Origin of the sequence: Undibacterium sp. 14-3-2 (assembly GCF_016595265.1) — a bacterium.
Lineage (GTDB): Bacteria > Pseudomonadota > Gammaproteobacteria > Burkholderiales > Burkholderiaceae_D > Undibacterium > Undibacterium aquatile.
Genome location: NZ_JAENGS010000010.1, coordinates 22,678 through 41,633, shown reverse-complemented (window position 1 = coordinate 41,633; position 18,956 = coordinate 22,678). Strand labels below are relative to the sequence as shown.

Here is an 18,956-nt window from a genome sequence, read left to right as displayed (position 1 = left end):
AGCGCTCGGAACTAATTTAGATACATTTTGGGAAGTAAATTAGATACATCGGCATTTCGCACACATGTATCACATTTACTTCCACAGTAGAATCGGGAAAACATATCAAATCGATCACGCACACTTAGCTCTGCACACATAATTCAATTCCGCATGTCTAGAGAACGATTTGAAATCAACACAGTGTCCGATCCCCATCCTTGCCGAAACACCTGTTTATGCGGCATTTTTTGAAATGAGGCGGATAAGAATTCGCACAACAGACACAGACGGAAGGGCTAACTGATAAGGGCTTAGTGTCGTGGTTGCGTTCGTCGCAACCTTAGTCACCCTGGTAGGATCTTATTCTGTATGTAGCAAGCATAGCGGAGACTTATTTTCTTCGTCTTCGAGGCCAACCTGGTTGGCTAGGGTAGCGATTTGATTACTCCGTCAGTGCAGACGACACATCGTCCGTAGAACAATTCTTTGTTCCAACTGTATTCTGAAGATAATATCTGTGAGCGCCAGATGACAAATTTGCGTGGCGAAATCGTGGTGACGATGGTTTTCGCTTTTAAATACGAAATAAAGAAGCAACGTATCACATACAAAATCTAGCTAATCGCTTCATAAATATGACATTACTATTATAATGTCGAGTAATATTTAAGCATGCAAATTTTCACTCAACTGCGTCAATGGATATTCCAAATCCCTCTCAATATGCAATCGTCGAACTGGCAGAGGCCATTGAGTCGACCAATCTTCCAATTTTTTTAGATGGCAGCAATGGTTCCAACCGAGCCGTGGGAAATCGCCCACAAATTGCCGCGAATACTGATGTCGATGCAATCAAAGCCTGGCTCGCGCGTTTCTTGCAGACTAAAACTACTTTCGATAATTATCGTAAGGAAGCCGAGCGTCTGGTTCTGTGGTCAAGGATAACGTTGCAAAAGCCAATCTCGTCGCTCACGCATGAGGATATGCTAACTTATCAAAAATTTATTGCCGCTCCAGAGCCGGTATCTCAATGGATCATGCCGGGTCGTAAAGTCGCCCGGAGTCATCCGGATTGGCGCCCTTTTGCCGGCCCGCTCGCAGCGTCCAGTCAACGACAAGCCATTATCATCCTCAACACGATGTTTTCATGGTTGGTCAACGCAGGGTATTTGGCAGGAAATCCCCTTTCTCTCTCCCGACAACGTAATCGAAAAAGCAGTCCGCGCGTTACCCGTTATCTGGATGATGAACTGTGGGCCGAGGTCAAACTGACCATCGATTTAATGCCCAAGGAAACGGATCGGCAGCGCGAACATTATTTCCGGCTACGCTGGCTTTTTTCATTGCTGTATTTATGCGGTTTGCGCATATCCGAAGTCGTCAACAATACGATGGGAGGATTTTTTGCACGGCGAGATAAATCCGGCGAAGAGCGCTGGTGGTTGGAGGTCACCGGCAAAGGAGATAAAACAAGGATTATTCCGGCAACGAATGAATTGATGGTGGAATTGGCTCGATACCGCCGTGAGAAAGGTTTCTCTCCCCTGCCCTCCAATACGGAAACAATGCCGCTGCTGATTGCTATTGGCAGCAAACAGCGCACCATGACGCGGGGGGCGCTGCACCTGGTTGTAAAAAGCGTATTTGACGATACGGCCCTTCGTCTTCGCAATCAAGGTGGAGAATTCGACCATATTGCCGCCCAGGTTGAGCTGGCCTCTGCTCATTGGCTACGTCACACGGCGGGATCTCATATGGCGAATAATGACGTCGATCTGCGACATGTTCGCGATAATTTAGGGCATGAATCTATTAGCACAACGAATACGTATTTACACTCCACAGATGATATTAGGCATGCTGAGACTGAGGGGAAACACAAAATCAATTGGTAATTACTTTAGTTTCTCTTGATTATTGAGGGGCGGCCGGGATTACGTTTTTTTAGATGGCGTCATTGACGCTGGTGCGTGCTTCGCGCGCCAGTCGAAATAGGTTCGTGAATCCGGGAAGCTCGAAGCGGCGCTGAACCAACTCTTCGATTAGGACATTAATGATGTCAGGTAGCTCCTGCTTGGTTTGTGTCGCCTGCAGTGCCTGCTCCTCAATCCATCGATCCGCTTTAGCATCCATGCTACGAATTCCGACGAATGACCTCAGGCGCTGCTGGTTGACCGATTTAGTACCCGATTGGTCGTATTTTGCCAAGATCGCCCTCGACGGTAGTCGCCAGCCAGCACGTTCGCAAATATGGAAAACGCCCGGCTTTGATCTCCTTCGTCGACGGCATCACGGCTGCTGCAGTCGGTGCGATCGCTGGTTCGGTGGTGGTGCTGGCCGAGCGTTCCATTACCGATATTCCCACGGCGACGCTGGCACTGGTGACAGGCGTGCTGCTGTGGAAATTCAAGAAATTGCAGGAACCCGTCATCGTCGCCAGCGCAGCACTGATCGGCTTGGCGATTTTCCCTTTAATGCACCACGTTTGAGAATATCTACATGAACCCGTCCGTTGATTTGTCTCGCCGTACGCTGCTGCAGGCAGCCGTCACAGTAACTGCCGTCGGTGCGGGCAACACCGTTGCCGGAACTTACAAGGAGCACTCAACTATGATCACGATTCCCGCCTTTGAAAGCACAGTCACATTGAAGCCGCTCGCCTTCGATCCAGCTTACTAATTTTATTAGCCCTCAGTTAAGTAGCTTGAGGTTGGCGGCGAATTCTATGCCGGAGTTTCATTTTCAGAGACTTCGTAAAGTATTTTCGTCAAAAGATAGTGATGGTCCTGTCCGCGAGCCCAACTCATCTGGTTAGTTTGTTCCGTACCCGACCAGCGTTACAGTGATGAGAGCCAGGCATAGCAATTGATTCGTTTTCATTTTTGCATCCAATACAGATATCACTCGATCATATTCTTAAAGAGCGATTCGATTTCCTTGTACTCATCCAAAACCTTCTGTATGAGAAATTCATGCCGGATTGCCTGGTCTGCGAATGCTGTACGCTCAGTATTCATCTCGACGGTATTACCATCGACTGAGACTTGCATCGGTATACGGTACATCAGCGTAGCAGCGAACGGCATTTTCTTCGTAGGTATCCCGGATAATTCGACTTCGGCGGTCATCAGTGCATTGGCCGTGATAGCCTGCTGCAGCGAAGCGCGAAAGTCGATGTCGCGCGCATTATAGTTTGGCGTATCAGCGTTGGCGATATTAGACGCCAGCACTGTCAACCGTTTCTCTGAAATTCGGAGCGCGCTTTCCCAAAAATCTTCTTTGGCCCAGCCATTAAATACGCTCGGTGAACCACCTTTTACATTGTCCATTTCAGTCTCCTACTCAGATTGAGATAGTCGTGCGGCAAGTCAGGCTTGTAACAGGTCACTGATGGTAGTCGTGTAAGATTTCCATTCTTATATCGGCAACGAAGCAACCAGAGATACGCCCACCACAGCGTCAATATCAAAACACGGGCCGATACTCCCCCGCCGTACAACGTAGGGTGTTGCAGTCGCTTGAATCCCGTTAGCAGTGTGGTCGCGGCCTGCGGGTTATTCATTTCTCCCCATAGCCATGTTCACCAGCGTCCTCGCATGGTTCAGTTTCCATTTGGATGGTGCAATGATGAATATCGAATTGGTCTGCGATGGCGTCACGAATCTTTCTCAGAAGAGCCTGCTGGTTAGGGATCGCCAGTTCAGTGACTACATGTGCTGTCAGACTAGCTTTGCCGCTGGTAATTGCCCAAACATGCAGATCATGAATGCTCACGACGCAATCGATTTCCTCTATCGCTTTCTTGACTTCAAGGAAATTGAGTTGTTCCGGTACGCCCTCAAGCAATACATTTAGACTTTCCTTTAACAACGTCCATGTACGGGGGAGAACCCACAAACCTATGAGGACAGCAATAGCAGAATCTACCCATGCCCAACTGGTATATCGAATAATCACTGCGCCAGCTATCACACCCACCGATCCGAGCATGTCACTCCACACTTCCAGATAGGCACCTTTGACATTGAGGCTATTGTCTTTACCGCCTACCAACAGGCGCATACTGACTAGATTGATGATCAGGCCTAGTGTTGCCACGATGAGCATGGTGCCAGATTGAATTTCTGGAGGATTATTGATTCGCTGATATGCCTCATACAATATGTACATGGCCACCAGGAACAGCAGTACCGCGTTAAAGGCAGCGGCAAGTATCTCAAATCGATAGTATCCAAATGTGCGCAAACTGTCTGCCGCACGCCTGCCGATCCGGATGGCTATCAAAGAAACCGCCAATGCCGCGGCATCGGTAAACATATGGGCTGCGTCGGAAATCAGTGCCAAGCTATTAGTCAAAATTCCGCCAATGACTTCTGCAATCAAGAACGTCGTTGTTAATACTAATGCTGTCCATAGCGGCTTCTCACTCATTCCTTCATTTACTGAATGAGGGTGATTCGTTCGCATCGTTTCTCCTGATTTTTGGTGCCGTTTATGGCGATGATGTTCATGCGGTTTGACTGGATGACTGACGATATCCAGATAGGGGTTGAGATTTTTCTTGTTATCTTTCTCGTAGCTGTACTCCAGCCACCAAATAACTCCACCAAGGATTAACAGCACCACAATAGTGCCGATGATCAAGACAAATGTCTGGTCAGCGTGCGAAATAATTTCATTGGGATTCATATTCATCACCTGCTTGATTGCCAGTATTTAGTGTAAATAGGCCCACCGACTCACCTTTCGATGAGTCGGAAAGCCGCGGTCGGCGACGCGGCCGCAATCTACACGGAGTTATTTCGAGTTAGTGCACTGGTTGCGCATCATCGTAAACAACGTCCTTTTCCGCTGGATCGTTACGATGCATCAAGCGGTACAGTAAAGGCAGCACCAGCAAGGTCAACGCCGTCGAAGACAGGATGCCACCTATGACAACGGTTGCCAGAGGGCGTTGCACCTCCGCGCCTGTCCCGGTAGCTAGCGCCATCGGCACGAAGCCCAGCGAAGCAACCAATGCGGTCATCAGCACGGGACGTAGGCGGGTTAAGGCACCAGTGACTACCGCAGTGTCCAGACTCATGCCTTCCTCACGTAAAGATCGGATGTAGGAGATCATCACCAGACCATTGAGGACCGCTACTCCTGACAGAGCGATGAAGCCCACTGCTGCGGAGATCGACATTGGAATGTCCCGCAACGACAATGCGATGATGCCACCGGTCAGTGCAAACGGAATGCCGGTAAAGACCAGCAAGCCATCCTTTACGTTGTTAAACATCACGAACAACAGTGTGAACACCAGAAATAGTGCCAGAGGTACGACGATCTTTAGGCGATTGGTTGCGGACTGAAGTTGCTCAAACGTGCCACCCCAGGTCGTCCAATATCCAGACGGAATTTTTACGTTTTTGGCGATCGCCTGCTCTGCCTCTGGAACAAAACTACCGATATCGCGACCAGTGACGTTCGCGCTGACGACAATGCGACGCTTACCATTCTCACGGCTTATCTGGTTCGGACCAGGAGCAAAGTCCAGCGTAGCCACTTCGCTCAGCGGAATGAACGAGGTGACGGAGCCCGCCTGTGCCGGCAGCGAGATAGGCAGACGGCGCAATGCGTCCAAGTCGCTACGCAGTGTTTCAGGCAGGCGTACCAGGATGTCGAAGCGGCGGTCGCCTTCGAACATGATACCGGCCCCACGGCCGCCGGTGGCAATTGCCAATGCTTCCTGTACATCACCAATGTTCAGGCCGTAGCGAGCTGTCTTCTCTCGATCTATCTTTACGGTCAGCATCGGCAGACCTCCTGTTTGTTCCACCTTCACTTCAGTGGAGCCCGGGATACGCTGCAGCACATCGGCAATTTTCTTGCCTGTGTCAGCCAATACATCCATGTCGTCGCCAAAGACTTTTACGGCGACGTCACTACGAACACCAGAGATCAGCTCGTTGAAGCGCAGCTGGATCGGTTGCGAGAACTCATAAGCATTGCCTGCATATTTTTCGGACTCCTCCTTGATTTCAGCGACGAGTTCGTCACGGGATTTCTTCGGCTTAGGCCATTCTGCTTCTGGTTTGAACATGATGTAGCCGTCCGAAATATTCGGAGGCATCGGATCCGATGCAATTTCTGCAGTGCCAGTACGAGCAAATACGCGATCGATTTCAGGAAATTTGGCTTTCAGGCCAGTTTCCAGCTTTTTCTGCATTTCCAGCGACTGACTAAGGCTAGTGCCCGGGATGCGCAACGCCTGGATTGAGATATCACCTTCGTTTAAATTAGGCACAAACTCACTCCCCAAGCGCGTTGCCAACAAGCCGCACAGTGCGATCAACACAATAGAGCCAGTGATCACCGCTGTGGCATTATTCATAACCTTTGCCAGCAACGGCTCGTAGCCATTCTTCGCCATCACCATCAGGCGATTTTCCTTTTCAGCCACGCGTTTGCCGATGAACAGCGCGACGGCGGCTGGAATAAAGGTCATGGACAAAATCATGGCACCCAGCAGTGCTGCGACCACGGCAAAGGCCATCGGATGGAACATTTTTCCCTCAACTCCGGCAAGAGCAAAGATCGGCAGGTACACGACCATGATGATCAACTGCCCGAACAGCAGCGGACGGCGGGCTTCCTTGGCGGCGGCAAACACTTCATGGAATCGTTCGCGCAAAGTGAGCTCACGCTTGAAATACTCTTGTGCATGCGACAGGCGACGTACACAGTTTTCGACGATCACAACGGCACCATCGATAATGATGCCGAAGTCCAGTGCCCCCAGACTCATCAGATTGGCACTTACCTTGTAGGTCACCATTCCGGTAAAGGTGAAGAGCATGGCCAACGGGATGACCATCGCAGTGATGATTGCCGCGCGAATATTTCCCAGGAAGAGGAACAGAATCACGATGACCAGGATTGCGCCTTCGAGCAGGTTCTTCTTGACCGTAGCGATCGCTTTGTCGACTAGCACGGTACGGTCGTAGACTGGCACAGCCTTGACGCCAACCGGCAGGGAACGATTCACGGCCTCCATCCGTTTTGCGACGGCCTGGGAGACTACACGGCTGTTTTCGCCGATCAGCATAAAGACAGTGCCAAGCACAACCTCACGGCCATTTTCCGTGGCTGCACCGGTACGCAGTTCGCGACCAATGGCAACTTCAGCCACATCGCGGACACGGATCGGTACACCCTGAACATTGTTCAAAATAGTGTTACGGATGTCATCTAGTGTCCGCACTTGGCCAGGTGCGCGGATCAGAAACTGTTCGCCCTTGCGCTCAATGTAGCCGGCACCGACGTTGTTGTTATTGCGGTCAATCGCGCCGACGATGTCCTTGAGTGTCAGTCCATAGGAGCTGAGCTTCACCGGATCTGGCGTGATGTGATATTCCTTGGCATATCCTCCAATCGAATTGATCTCAGTGACGCCTTCCACCTGGCGCAACTGCGGCTTGATGATCCAGTCCTGGATCTCGCGCAGATCAGTCGGCGTGTACGGGTTGCCGTCAGGCTTCTTCGCGTTCGGTTCACTTTCGACAGTCCACAAATAGATTTCGCCCAGGCCGGTGGAGATCGGTCCCATCATTGGTACAACGCCCTGAGGCAGGTTTTCCTTTGCCTCCTGGATACGTTGATTAACGAGTTGGCGCGCAAAGTAAATATCGGTACCATCTTTGAAGATGACCGTCACCTGCGACAGCCCATAACGCGACAGTGAGCGGGTCTGTTCCAGGTTAGGAAGGCCGGCCATCACCGTCTCTATCGGAAATGTCACACGTTGTTCGACTTCCAGCGGCGAGTAACCGTTGGCACTGGTGTTTATCTGTACCTGCACATTGGTAATGTCAGGCACAGCGTCAATCGGCAGCTTCTGATAGCTATAGACGCCAATGGCGGCCATTGCAAGCACGGCCAGCATGACAAGCCATCGGTGACCGATGGCTGATTGAATTATTCGTTCAAACATGGTCGGTTCCTTAGTTAGTCTTCGTGTCCTGCACTGCCTTTGCCTTGCTCAGCTTTAACCACGAAGCTATTGCTCGCGGCATACTGGCTACCCGCGGGAAGGCCCTCAACAATCTCAATAAACTTGCCGTCGCTATTACCAATTTTGACGGGCTGGACTTTGAAACCTTTTTCGACTTTTACGAAGACCACGGGTTTATCGTTGATGGTCTGTACTGCATCAGCAAGAACAGCGACAGGAACGTTTTTCTCGCCGCGAGTAATGGCAGCGTTCACGAACAGACCCGGGCGCCAGGCCATATTCGGATTAGCGATGACGACGCGCGCTTTTGCGGTACGCGTTTGCTCGCCGAGCAGATTGCCAACGTAGCTAACTTTGCCAGTGGCAGACGTCTCATTGGCTGCAGATATGATCTTGACGGTTTCGCCCACGCGAACCAGTTCCAGATCCTTCGGCGTTACGACGACTTCAACCCACACGCTCGACAGATCCGAAAGTAGGAAAACGTTGGCATCTTCTTTGACAGCTTCGCCCTGAGCGATATGCTTTTCCAGAATCACGCCATCGAACGGTGCACGCAGGACATACCGATTCAACGCGCCTTCGGCTTCGCCAGCACCCAGCGCCGCCAGTTTGGAACGAGCAGTTTGAGCTTGGATCTCAGCTTCATGCAGTGCAGTCTGTGCCTGGAGATAATCCTGCTCCGCAGAGATCTTATCTTCCCACAGCTTTTTCTCACGCTGGTACGTGGTCTGTGCTAGGCTCAGTCGCTTTTGGGCGGCCAGCAATGCACTACGCAGGTCTGCCAAAGCTGGGCTGGAGATCACGGCCAGAACCTGACCTTTCTTGACGCTCTGACCCAAGTCGCCGGAAACCGACTCCGCGACACCAGGCGTACGCGGTACGATGTGCGCCGTGAGGTCTTCGTTGAAACGTACCTCACCTGGCAACTGGATGACATTGCCCATCGTGGCTGATTCAGCTTTGGCGACTGTGACGCCGGCCATCTGAATCTGCTTGACGTTCATCAGGACTATACCCTCTTCACCAGCGTGATCACCACCTTCCTTTTTCGCGGCTTCTTCTGTCTGAGATCCTTCGGCAGCGCCTGGGCCACTGTCCTTTTTCCAAAGTAGGATTGCTGCGCCCAATACGGCTCCAATGAGCAAAATGATCAGTGCGGCCTTTTGGGATTTTTTATCGATATTGAACATCATTTTACATTCCTGTCAGTCGTGTAGTTGCCAACGTTGGGTTCTACGGTAATGTAGCGCTCCAGATCGGCGAGAGCGCGATAGCGGGCGGAGAGCGCGCTCAGGTATTGAGCGCGGCTTTGGAATAAGGTACGCTGAGCATCAAGTACATCAATGAATCCAAATTTGCCCAGCTCAAAGCCAGTGACGGCCGCGTTGAAAGCACTTTGCGCGGCTGGCAGAATCTCATTTCGCATGCTGTCAATCTGTTCCTGAGCAACGGACGCACGTTGGTGTGCATCGGCCAAGGCCTGCGTCACGCTCAAGTACTCTATCTCGGCATCGGTCTTTGCCTTATCAACCCGGCGCAGCGCAGACAGGATGTTACCCTGGTTGCGATTAAAAAATGGCAGCGGTATCGCCACTCCGACGATGGTTTGAGACACGTTAGTCTGAAAGTCTTTCTTTTTGCCCAGCGTGAGGGTTAGATCAGGAACACGATCTGCCTTTGCCAAATTGACGCCAGCCTCTTCTCGAGCGATCTGCAAGCGTGCACGTTGCACCTGCGGCGATGTGTCAAGGCGCAATTGCAGTTCGGATAGCGCTGGAATAACAGCAAGGTTGATGTCGGGCGTCACCAAGGGGCGCTCCTCGGGCTGCGTGCTGCCCCAGAAAGCGGCAAGACGACGCCGTGCCAAGGCCGCATCGGCAACTGATTGCGCCAATTCTAGACGTGCGCTTGCTTCTGCCACGCTCGAACGGGTTTGCTCTAAGGGCGAGATCTTACCAGCGGCAACCCGGCGACCAGCAGCGTTGGTCGCTTTACCTGCCAAGCTGAGAGATTCTTTGGCCAGAGCAACGTGTTCTTGTGCCGTGAGAGCCTCTAAATAGGCCGCAGTAACGTTCGCGCGCAGTTCGGCAGCAGTTACATTCATATCACTGCGGGCCAACGCCTGATCTTGTTCCGCCAGCTTGATACGGGCGCCGCGTTTGCCACCAAGCTCAATGGGCTGACTTAACTGATAGGTATCGGTACGATTACTACGCGAGGAAGTCCCTTCACGCAGTAGCACCAATTCAGGATTGGGGCGCACACCAGCCTGGACGCGTGCACCTTCGGCAATCGCAACACTCTGTGCAGCAGAGCGCAACTCTGGGCTGGCCGACAGAGTTGTTGCGATGGCCTGTTCCAGCGTCAGCGCAGCGGAAATTGTGTTTGCTGCGGGCGCCGCTTCACCAATGGTGAAGGCAGCACTTTCTTGCCCAGCAGCCTGGGTACTAAAGGGGATCAACTGCGCCAATAGGACAGCCGCTCCCAAAAATAAATGTCGGGATTGCATGAATAACTCCAAAAATTAAAGATGAAGATATCCAGCGGCGTGTGGTGACCTTCGCCTACATTCAGGCGTAAGTCACACTTTTAGAAACGAATGAATACAACCGCCGGATTTAAGCAGCGATTACCCATTGAGGGCGTTCTGGAGGAGCGGTGTAGTAGGAAGAAAGAATGATTTCGATGGATACAGGAGCGGCCTCAACGACCTGAGGATGCGAGATCCCTTCGAAACTATCAAGCGACAACGTACCATGAGCGCACGATGTGCAGTGCGAATGAATAGGGGATTTTTTCGCGTCAGTCGGCTTTTCTTTGAGAATCGAAGCGACATTATCCGAAGAATTGGTGTCGGGGTGATGTCCCCAGTGATTTGCTGCCTTACCCGTCTCATGCGTACAATAGGCCGCTGCCACGCTCCAGCTAAACTGCAGCGCGAGTAGAGTAATGAGCATAATCAAAGTTCGACGGACCATATCGTAGAGTATATCACGATGAATACATTTAGATTTCTCATGCACCAAAAATTTTTACCAAATCCAACAGTCTTCTTTTGCGAGTAGGCCCGCAGACATCCTGCATCTAAAGGCAATCTGATGATTAGCGATGGAAAAACATGTAACTTTCCAGTCTCACCACCTACAAATTATGCGCTCGTTTTGTCTTTGAATGCGAGTAACCTAAGCGCGTTGATCACCACGATGATCGTGGATCCTTCATGGAATAGCACTGCAGTCCCAATGTTCAACCCGAAGATCGTGGCTGGGATCAGCGCGGCAACCACCCCCAAACTAATCCACAGATTTTGCTTGATGACGCTGCTGGTTTGACGCGACAGGCCGACAACAAAAGGAAGCTGAGAGAGGTCGTCGCCCATCAGCGCGACATCGGCCGCTTCCAAAGCAACGTCGGAGCCAGCCGCTCCCATCGCAATGCCGACGGTCGAGTTGGCCATCGCGGGTGCATCGTTCACACCGTCGCCGACCATTGCCACCTTGCCGTGTGTCTCCCGCAAACGCTTGATCTCTTCCACCTTTTGGTCTGGCATCAAGTCTCCACGTGCCTCCGTCAGACCAACCGTCCGCGCAACTGAATCGGCCACTTTCTGGTTGTCACCGGAAATCATGATAAGCCGCTCTATACCAAGTGTCCGCAGCTTACCCATTACCTCACCGGCAACTTCACGAGGCGTGTCCATGACGCCAATCACACCAAGATAACGCTCTCCTTTGAGCACGATCATCGTCGTGCAGCCATTTGCCACCAATTTTTCATTGGCGCTGGCTAAAGCCTCAGGTACAGCACCCGCAGTCAATTCCGTGAAGTGGATCGGCTTGGCGACATAGACCTTCTCGCCATCAACGTCCGCTTCAATGCCTCGGCCGGTGATGCTCTTCACATTGTTGGCGGTAACTTGCTGACGCTTGCCACCCAGCCGGTCACGGGCCCCAATTACCAAAGCCGATGCCAGCGGGTGGTCGCTATGAGCTTCAACAGCCAGCACCACATTCAGTAGTTCTGCCTCTTCGGTACCTGACGCGACAACTACGTCCGTCATCTTTGGCTTGCCTTCAGTAAGCGTGCCGGTTTTGTCAAAGGCGATCGACGTAAGAGTACCCAGATTTTCGAGTGGTCCACCGCCCTTAACCAGAACACCGCTGCGTCCAGCCCGTGCCACACCAGATAGTACAGCACTTGGTACGGAGATCGCGAGTGCACAAGGGCTTGAAGCAACAAGCACAGCCATAGCGCGATAGAAGCTGTCGGCGAATGGCTCATCGATCACCAAGAAGGCGAGCATTAGCAAGACCACCAGCCCCAGAACTGCCGGGACAAACTTCCTCTCAAACTTATCAGTAAATTGCTGAGTTGGCGAACGCTGTGCCTCAGCATCAGCGACCATCTGGACAACGCGGGCCATGGTTGACTGAGTGGCTAATCGCGCCACCATTACCTCGATGCTTCCCGCGCCATTAATGGTGCCAGCGAATACACGATTGTTCGCTGGCGTCTTGTCGAAGGCTGCGATTGCTGCCTTCGCGTCTGTCACGGGCTCCTTATCCACCGGTACGCTTTCACCGGTTACCGGCGCCTGGTTAACGCTGGTCGTGCCTTTCGTTATGACGCCATCAGCCGGCAGTCGCTCATTCGGTTTAACCAGAACAATCTCGCCAGGCTGAAGCGACTCGACAGGAACTTCTTCGGTTATATCACCCCGCCGCACGATCGCTGTTTCAGGGGCGAGCTTGGCAAGTGCTTCGATAGCCCGGCGCGCGCGCGCCATGGCAAAGTGCTCAAGCGAATGGCCCAGACTGAAGAGAAACAGAAGCAATGCTCCTTCACCCCACTTGCCCAGCGCGGCGGCACCGGCGGCGGCGACCAACATCAGTGTGTCAATCTCAAATCGCTTCGCTCGTAAATTATCAATGGCTTCCTTCAACGTGAAGTAACCACCAAATACATACGCAGCACAATACAGTGTAGTGCTCAGCCAATCGGAACCTATCTCGGCTTTCTTGAAAAGCCATCCTGCCAGTACCAATGCACCGGCGAGCAGTGCAAAAAACAATTCCGTTTTTTCTCCAAATAAGCTACCTGCGTGATCATGCCCATCATGACCATCTTCTGCTTTTGTTGAGCTGTGTTCGTACTTTTCAGACGTTGCCATACCTACTCCTATTCATTGAGTTAAACCATGCGCCCAAAAAGGGCGGATTGCTGAAATACGTTGGTCAGGCAAAATGAATACGGTCTGGCTCGCGAGGGCCATCGGGTATATGCGATTTGTAGGAATCAGGAGGACGTAGCGGTAGTTTTGTAGCTGGGAGTGAAATTGCGAGAGCAGCACTAGGCACAAGGAGTAATGCCAATATGGTCGTGTGGCATGAGCCACAGTCCGAATGCAGTTTACTCAAATTTCCTGCGTGCTTAGAGTCTGGTTGGTCGGAATTGCTTTGGTGGTGATGAGCATGGTGTCCAAAGTGCACCATAATAGAACCATTCTCATGCTGACAATATTCGCCAGCAACTGCCCAAGATATCTGGAATGGCACGAGCACTAGCAGCATGATGAGTAACACTTTTTTCATACAAAAAAGCTTAACATAAACTATCTTCTGATCCGCATTCCTTTTCAGAATTCATTATTCGGCCCAAATATAAGTTATTGATTTTCATAAAAATGCAGTTCAGACTTAACTAAACATCGACACTACTTGTGTTAAGTTAAGTGTACTTTGGCGTGCCGAGCATACTTGAAACGCGAACACGATCCGCTATTCCTACCGACTTCGCGGCTTGCCTGACTGCATCGACATCAGCTTCTTCTAGTGATGGCCCTATGAAGATATTGCTAATCAATGTTGGGACATCGAAACCAACCTTGATGCCTTCGGCTGGCACCTGAACTCCATTTTCTTCAGCGCCGCGCAATGACACTACAAGCCGAAACTCCCGCTCCCAAGAAAATGCCATGTGTTTGTACCAAAAGCGGTGAAGCATGCCTTCACGAAGCCGTACCTTTAGCAGATCGACATATCTCACATTTCCAGCCAAAAGATCCTCGTGTCCAAATTCCGGTTTCAAGCGGAAGGGTGTTGCCGCCGCAATTCGATTAGGGGTAGTGCAAATTGCGACTCCCTTCCATGCGCCTGCATACAGCTGCCACATCGCGTCGCTTTCGTACGATGCTCGGTGCCAGCAGCTGATTTTTGTCAGGCGGCGTAGTTCTTCGAAGGCTTTTTCACCGTTCTCTAAATTTGCATAGCGTGGATCGACAGGAAATCCAGGCGGCAAGACAGCAACGGCTCCTTCGAAAGGGTCTTGAAATTGACGCGCTGCAGCGAAGTAAAACTCCCCAGTTCTCAGTAAATCCAGAAACCGTTCGGTTTTGAAATACCGCCATAGCGGCTCATCAAGATCCATCGGTTCATCGAAGGCAATGCGCATAAATCCCCTACTTGATATGTTGGTATTGAGCTCGATGACGTGCTTGAGATGAAGCTCCCTCGCTATTTCGCTTGTCATCAGATGAATGTCATTCGACCAGCTATCACTACTTAAATAGTCATTGCTAAAGCTATTGTTTTATTCATGAGCCATTCCAAATCGCCAATATCGTATTAAAAATACCGTAATAGAATACATATATCTCATATTGAGATATACTTAATCAATGAGAGTCATATCCAATAAACCGCTATCAAATTTTTCTACCGAGCATCCGCTGTCGCATGAGCCTCTGCAGGCATGGCGAAAAATCGTTGAATCCCGGCCATTTGCCAATTTTGCCGAGCTCAAAGCTACGTTTAACACGGTCGATAAAGTCGAGGCATATTACGTTTTTGATATTGGTGGCAACAAATACCGTATTGTCAGTGGGATTCATTTTAATGCTCAGAAACTTTTTATCCGTCATGTTTTTACACACAAGGAGTACGACAAATGGAAGCCGTAATTGATCGCTCCACTGTTCAAGAAATTTCGACACGCTATCAGGCGTTGATAGAGCTGGTGCCGCTCAAATCCATACACAACGAAGCAGAATATGAGAATGCGATCGCTGTATTGAATCAGTTGATGGACGCGGGCGGTGCAGATGAGAAATCGCCGCTAGCCGAATTGGTGAATAGTCTGGGTTCGTTAATCGCAGACTATGAGGACTTGCAGCCAGTTGCTCTGCCAGTTTCGCCTGTGGCGACACTGAAATTTCTGATGGTGCAACATCAGCTCACGCAGTCGGATTTGCCTGAATTGGGCAGTCAGGGAGTCGTGTCTGAAATTTTGCGCGAAATCCGTGATTTAAACGTACGTCAAATAAAAGCGCTTTCAGAGCGATTTAATGTTCCTACAAGTGTTTTTATATGAGTCATCTGGCGTGTGCAAATTTCCACACAAATTATTCCGAGCCGAACGGATGAGCCAACATGTCACCGCGGTGTTCTAACTTGCCAGTTGCATCGAGGGTGTGATGCGCTCTCCAAAGCCACAAAAAGGCAATCCGCACAAACTGACAATTGATCAACATATTTTCCCCAAGGACTGCATAGCCCGTTTCGCCCTTGAGAAGGGTACAGTACAGGTCCGCCGTAAATGCAACAAGCCAGATCTGTGGCTAACACCTGGCAACTCATACTTTTGTGCTCGTCGCCTTTGGGATCAGAAGACCGAATCTGTCTTCATGAAGGTGATCGAGGATCGGTACCAAGATGTCGCAAAGAACATAGTTGCCGGTGCCGTTACTACGCTTGATCACGAGAAGAATGCGGCTATCACCGACATGTATCTGCTATGGACTCTACGGCATGAGCGTTACCATAATCCGCTTCCTGATATCAGAATGAATATGGTGGCACCAGAGAGAGAGATGTCGATAGACGCGCAAGAGATTCTGGAGGCCAACGGCTATGTATTCGCTTCTCCGGACAATACCATCGCTAGCCGTTTCACGACTGGATTGCGCTTTCCCTTCGAGATGGACAGGGAGCGGCAACGAATGGCGGGCAAGAGATGGGGTATATTGAAGGCGGTAGATGCTGAGTTTCTGGTTCCAGACAATTTTTCGGCATACTCCATTCTTCCGCTATCGCCGACGACCGCTCTCGTAGAAGGACACTCGGATCAGCAGATCGGCTTCCACCAGGTCGCAGAAATCAACGGCCGAGCGGTCCATGGTTCCCGCCGTTACTATTTTGCTCGTGACTTCACCCGCTGCCCTATCCTGCAACATCGCATATTGGATGGTCTGTTCCAGCACCCTGCTGGTAGCATGTAAATCAATGCGGTTTTTAATGGGGAAACATCAGGATAAAACTCGTTTTACCGTGTTCAGACCGAACCCGGGCTGTACCACCATGAGCTTCCGCAATAGCTTTAGTAATCGAGAGTCCTAAACCTGCCCCATTGGACATGGCATGCAATCTGGCAGGATCCGCTCGGAAGAAACGATCAAACAAGCGTGGTAAAACTTGTGGATTGATGTCTTCGCCGGTATTTTCTACCGTGACCTCAGTGAACTGAGGTGAGTCTGAGATCGCGACATGAACATCTCCCCCCTCTGGCGCGTGTCGTAATGCATTGGAGAGTAAGTTACTCACCGCACGACGAAACATCAGGCGATCACCATGTATATTACCCCCCCCGTCGACACGTAATTTGATGTGCTTTTCATCAGCAACGACCTCGTAGAACTCTAATAGCGCCTGTACTTCCGGTAAGGCCGGAAAGCGTTCCTTACCGGGTAAATCGACGCCGCGTTCGGTCTTCGCCAGAAACAGCATATCGGACACCATCTTGGCCAGACGCTGCAACTCTTCGGCATTGGAAGCGAGGACGTCACGATAAGTTGCCTCATCCCGTGTAGCGGAGAGCGTTACCTGGGTTTGCGTCAGCAAGTTACTAATCGGCGTCCGTAATTCATGTGCCAGATCCGAGGAAAACTCCTGCAAGCGGCTGAAATCGCTTTGCAACCTGTCGAGCATGCGATTCAATTCTTTCGCTAATTCAGCCATTTCTACCGGCACGGCGTCGACCGGCATGCGTTCATCAAGTTGCTGCCCAGAGACGCCGGCCGCGCGCGTTTTCATAGCGCGCAGCGGAGCCAGCCCCTGATGCGCTGCCAGCCATCCTAACAAACCACTGACCAGCGTAGCGGCAATCGCATAGATGATCAGACTGTGACGCAGATTCGCCAGAAACTGCGCATGATGGGCTGTATCCATGGCGATCGTGACGGTAAGCTCCTCCGTCGGGGCATATCCGGGTCTGGCTTGAAAGCGGAGCACGCGCTGCTCTCTTCCCTCCACCGACCAGACCTGCCAGACCGGTGCCTGATTATTGACGGCTGTCGGCACGCTGCTGACCGGCATGGAAAACCCTGCAGACTGAAACAATGGAATGCCCTTCGTATTCGTTACAGCCGCAAAGAGCCCGTGATGATGACTCAATGCTTCGTCGAGGCGACAGCGAGTTTCAGCCGCAGAATTCGCATTCACCAGTACATCTTCAATCAGATGCATCTTATCCGATAACGCAGCCTGATCCAGCTCGATGAAGTGCTGATCCGCCGTTGCCATAAAAAGCCAGCCAAATCCGAATACCACTGCCGCGGCCAAGCCAGTGAAGAAAAAAGTCAGACGACTCGTCAATGAAAAGCCTCGTACCATCTCAGGCTTCCTCCGGATTTTCCAGTACGTAACCCATACCCCGTACCGTCTGTATCAGTTTAATGTCTTGTCCTTCATCGATCTTGGTACGCAACCGGCGCACGGCCACCTCAATCACATTCGTATCGCTATCGAAATTCATATCCCATACCTGAGAAGCAATCAGGGATCTGGGCAGCACCTCTCCCTGGCGCCTCATCAGCAATTCCAGCAGACCGAATTCTTTCGCCGTCAGATCAATGCGCTTGCCGGCACGTGACACGCGTCTTCGCAATAAATCCATTTCCAGATCGGCGACACTGAGTGTGGTGATTTCCGGTCCGTTACGGCCTCTGCGCAGGATAGTGCGCACACGGGCCAGCAATTCGGCAAATGAAAAAGGCTTGACCAGATAGTCATCCGCCCCCAGTTCCAGCCCTTTCACCCTATCCTCAATCTGATCTCGCGCAGTCAGAAACAGCACCGGTATTTCCAAACCTCGCCGACGCAAAGTTTGCAGTACCTGCCAGCCATTCAGGCCGGGCAACATCACGTCCAGCACCAACAGGTCATATCCGCCTTGCAATGCAAGATGCAATCCATCGTTGCCATCTTGTGCCAAGTCAACGACAAAACCGCCCTCGCTAAGCCCCTGACGAAGGTATTCGCCGGTCTTGGGTTCATCTTCGACGATGAGAATTTTCATGAATGCAATTCCGTTAGATTGATGTTTGCCGATAGTGTGACGGTTTTCAGCGAGTCTGGCACGCAGATAACAAGAATGTAATCTGGCAGACAGATTGTCGTCAGGCAGCGTACCGCACAATCGTCTCATTCCATTCAACCCGAAATGAGAGCCCGACATGACTGCCATTCCCCGCCGCCCCCTGCTACTGGGATTGCTACTTCTGGTCACCGCCGTTCCATATGTCGTTGCTGCAAATACTTCTACTGCAATCGAAGTATGGAAAGGTCCTAATTGTGGTTGTTGCAAAGACTGGATACGGCACCTGGAGGCTAGCGGCTTTACTGTTAAGACATTTGATACCGGAAATTCTGATATCCGGACAAAGTTGGGCATGCCGATACGCTTCGGTTCCTGTCATACGGCCAAAGTCGGTAATTACGCTATTGAAGGTCACGTACCGGCTCGGGATATTCAGCGTCTGTTGAAAGAACGCCCTGATGCCATCGGACTCGCGGTTCCCGCGATGCCACTGGGATCGCCCGGTATGGACGGTCCGGAGTATCAGAGCCGGAAAGATCCGTTCGATGTGTTCCTGGTTAAAAAGGACAATCAGGCGATCGTTTTTCAGTCCTATCGCTAAGGA

18 protein-coding genes and 1 pseudogene are annotated in these 18,956 nt (G+C 51.2%); 7 read left to right on the top strand and 12 right to left on the bottom strand.

What is annotated here, in order from left to right; translation table 11 throughout:
* The first annotated feature begins 680 nt into the window (after window positions 1–680).
* Window positions 681–1,877, top strand: coding sequence for a tyrosine-type recombinase/integrase (locus tag Undi14_RS18050; RefSeq protein ID WP_200182132.1), 1,197 nt, complete (start codon window positions 681–683; stop codon window positions 1,875–1,877).
* Window positions 1,878–1,926: 49 nt separating this feature from the next.
* On the opposite strand, the gene Undi14_RS18045 is transcribed toward Undi14_RS18050, so the two are convergent.
* Window positions 1,927–2,190 (bottom strand): DUF4158 domain-containing protein, encoded by a 264-nt coding sequence (locus Undi14_RS18045; RefSeq protein WP_234030688.1) that lies wholly within the window; start codon window positions 2,188–2,190, stop codon window positions 1,927–1,929.
* A gap of 35 nt (window positions 2,191–2,225) precedes the next feature.
* Between Undi14_RS18045 and Undi14_RS18040 the strand changes: the two are divergent.
* Window positions 2,226–2,471, top strand: a pseudogene (locus tag Undi14_RS18040) (chromate transporter); the annotation flags it as partial.
* Between the two features lie 10 nt (window positions 2,472–2,481).
* Window positions 2,482–2,661, top strand: a complete 180-nt coding sequence (locus Undi14_RS18035) for a hypothetical protein (RefSeq protein WP_200182127.1) — start codon at window positions 2,482–2,484, stop codon at window positions 2,659–2,661.
* 221 nt (window positions 2,662–2,882) lie between these two features.
* On the opposite strand, the gene flgB is transcribed toward Undi14_RS18035, so the two are convergent.
* From flgB to Undi14_RS17995, 9 genes are all read right to left on the bottom strand, one after another.
* Window positions 2,883–3,311 carry a flagellar basal body rod protein FlgB gene (gene flgB, locus Undi14_RS18030; protein WP_200182125.1) on the bottom strand — a complete coding sequence of 143 codons (429 nt, stop codon included), beginning with the start codon at window positions 3,309–3,311 and terminating at the stop codon, window positions 2,883–2,885.
* A gap of 229 nt (window positions 3,312–3,540) precedes the next feature.
* Complete coding sequence (locus tag Undi14_RS18025) at window positions 3,541–4,449, bottom strand: cation diffusion facilitator family transporter (RefSeq protein ID WP_200182136.1); 909 nt, start codon at window positions 4,447–4,449, stop codon at window positions 3,541–3,543.
* A 340-nt stretch (window positions 4,450–4,789) separates the two neighbouring features.
* Window positions 4,790–7,957: a CusA/CzcA family heavy metal efflux RND transporter gene (locus Undi14_RS18020; RefSeq protein ID WP_200182124.1), complete on the bottom strand. Its 3,168-nt coding sequence runs from the start codon at window positions 7,955–7,957 to the stop codon at window positions 4,790–4,792.
* A gap of 14 nt (window positions 7,958–7,971) precedes the next feature.
* On the bottom strand, window positions 7,972–9,174 hold the full coding sequence (locus tag Undi14_RS18015) for an efflux RND transporter periplasmic adaptor subunit (protein ID WP_200182122.1): 1,203 nt from the start codon (window positions 9,172–9,174) through the stop codon (window positions 7,972–7,974).
* Window positions 9,171–10,490: a TolC family protein gene (locus Undi14_RS18010; RefSeq protein ID WP_200182120.1), complete on the bottom strand. Its 1,320-nt coding sequence runs from the start codon at window positions 10,488–10,490 to the stop codon at window positions 9,171–9,173. The genes Undi14_RS18015 and Undi14_RS18010 overlap by 4 nt, the downstream gene beginning before the upstream one ends.
* A 109-nt stretch (window positions 10,491–10,599) precedes the next feature.
* A complete protein-coding gene (locus tag Undi14_RS18005; protein WP_200182118.1) occupies window positions 10,600–10,938 on the bottom strand; it encodes a hypothetical protein in 339 nt (112 codons plus the stop codon).
* A gap of 191 nt (window positions 10,939–11,129) precedes the next feature.
* The gene (locus Undi14_RS18000; RefSeq protein WP_200182116.1) at window positions 11,130–13,151 is read right to left on the bottom strand and encodes a heavy metal translocating P-type ATPase; all 2,022 of its coding nucleotides are present in this window, start codon (window positions 13,149–13,151) and stop codon (window positions 11,130–11,132) included.
* Window positions 13,152–13,215: 64 nt separating this feature from the next.
* The gene (locus Undi14_RS18575) at window positions 13,216–13,551 is read right to left on the bottom strand and encodes a cobalt-zinc-cadmium resistance protein (RefSeq protein ID WP_370589974.1); all 336 of its coding nucleotides are present in this window, start codon (window positions 13,549–13,551) and stop codon (window positions 13,216–13,218) included.
* A 157-nt stretch (window positions 13,552–13,708) separates the two neighbouring features.
* Complete coding sequence (locus Undi14_RS17995) at window positions 13,709–14,509, bottom strand: DUF2971 domain-containing protein (RefSeq protein WP_200182114.1); 801 nt, start codon at window positions 14,507–14,509, stop codon at window positions 13,709–13,711.
* A 148-nt stretch (window positions 14,510–14,657) separates the two neighbouring features.
* Here Undi14_RS17995 and Undi14_RS17990 point away from each other — a divergent pair, with 148 nt between their 5' ends.
* From Undi14_RS17990 to Undi14_RS17980, 3 genes are all read left to right on the top strand, one after another.
* Window positions 14,658–14,939 (top strand): type II toxin-antitoxin system HigB family toxin, encoded by a 282-nt coding sequence (locus Undi14_RS17990; RefSeq protein ID WP_200182112.1) that lies wholly within the window; start codon window positions 14,658–14,660, stop codon window positions 14,937–14,939.
* Window positions 14,927–15,349: a type II toxin-antitoxin system HigA family antitoxin gene (locus Undi14_RS17985; RefSeq protein ID WP_200182103.1), complete on the top strand. Its 423-nt coding sequence runs from the start codon at window positions 14,927–14,929 to the stop codon at window positions 15,347–15,349. Before Undi14_RS17990 ends, Undi14_RS17985 begins: the two co-directional genes overlap by 13 nt.
* 103 nt (window positions 15,350–15,452) lie before the next feature.
* Window positions 15,453–16,256: a hypothetical protein gene (locus Undi14_RS17980; RefSeq protein ID WP_200182101.1), complete on the top strand. Its 804-nt coding sequence runs from the start codon at window positions 15,453–15,455 to the stop codon at window positions 16,254–16,256.
* Between the two features lie 13 nt (window positions 16,257–16,269).
* Here the strand turns inward: Undi14_RS17980 and Undi14_RS17975 are convergent, their stop codons facing one another.
* Both Undi14_RS17975 and Undi14_RS17970 read right to left on the bottom strand, forming a co-directional pair.
* Entirely contained in the window at window positions 16,270–17,646 is a 1,377-nt protein-coding gene (locus tag Undi14_RS17975; protein ID WP_200182099.1) for a heavy metal sensor histidine kinase, read from the bottom strand.
* A gap of 1 nt (window position 17,647) precedes the next feature.
* Window positions 17,648–18,331, bottom strand: coding sequence for a heavy metal response regulator transcription factor (locus Undi14_RS17970; protein WP_200182097.1), 684 nt, complete (start codon window positions 18,329–18,331; stop codon window positions 17,648–17,650).
* 157 nt (window positions 18,332–18,488) lie between these two features.
* Here Undi14_RS17970 and Undi14_RS17965 point away from each other — a divergent pair, with 157 nt between their 5' ends.
* Complete coding sequence (locus Undi14_RS17965; RefSeq protein ID WP_200182094.1) at window positions 18,489–18,953, top strand: DUF411 domain-containing protein; 465 nt, start codon at window positions 18,489–18,491, stop codon at window positions 18,951–18,953.
* Window positions 18,954–18,956: the final 3 nt, after the last annotated feature.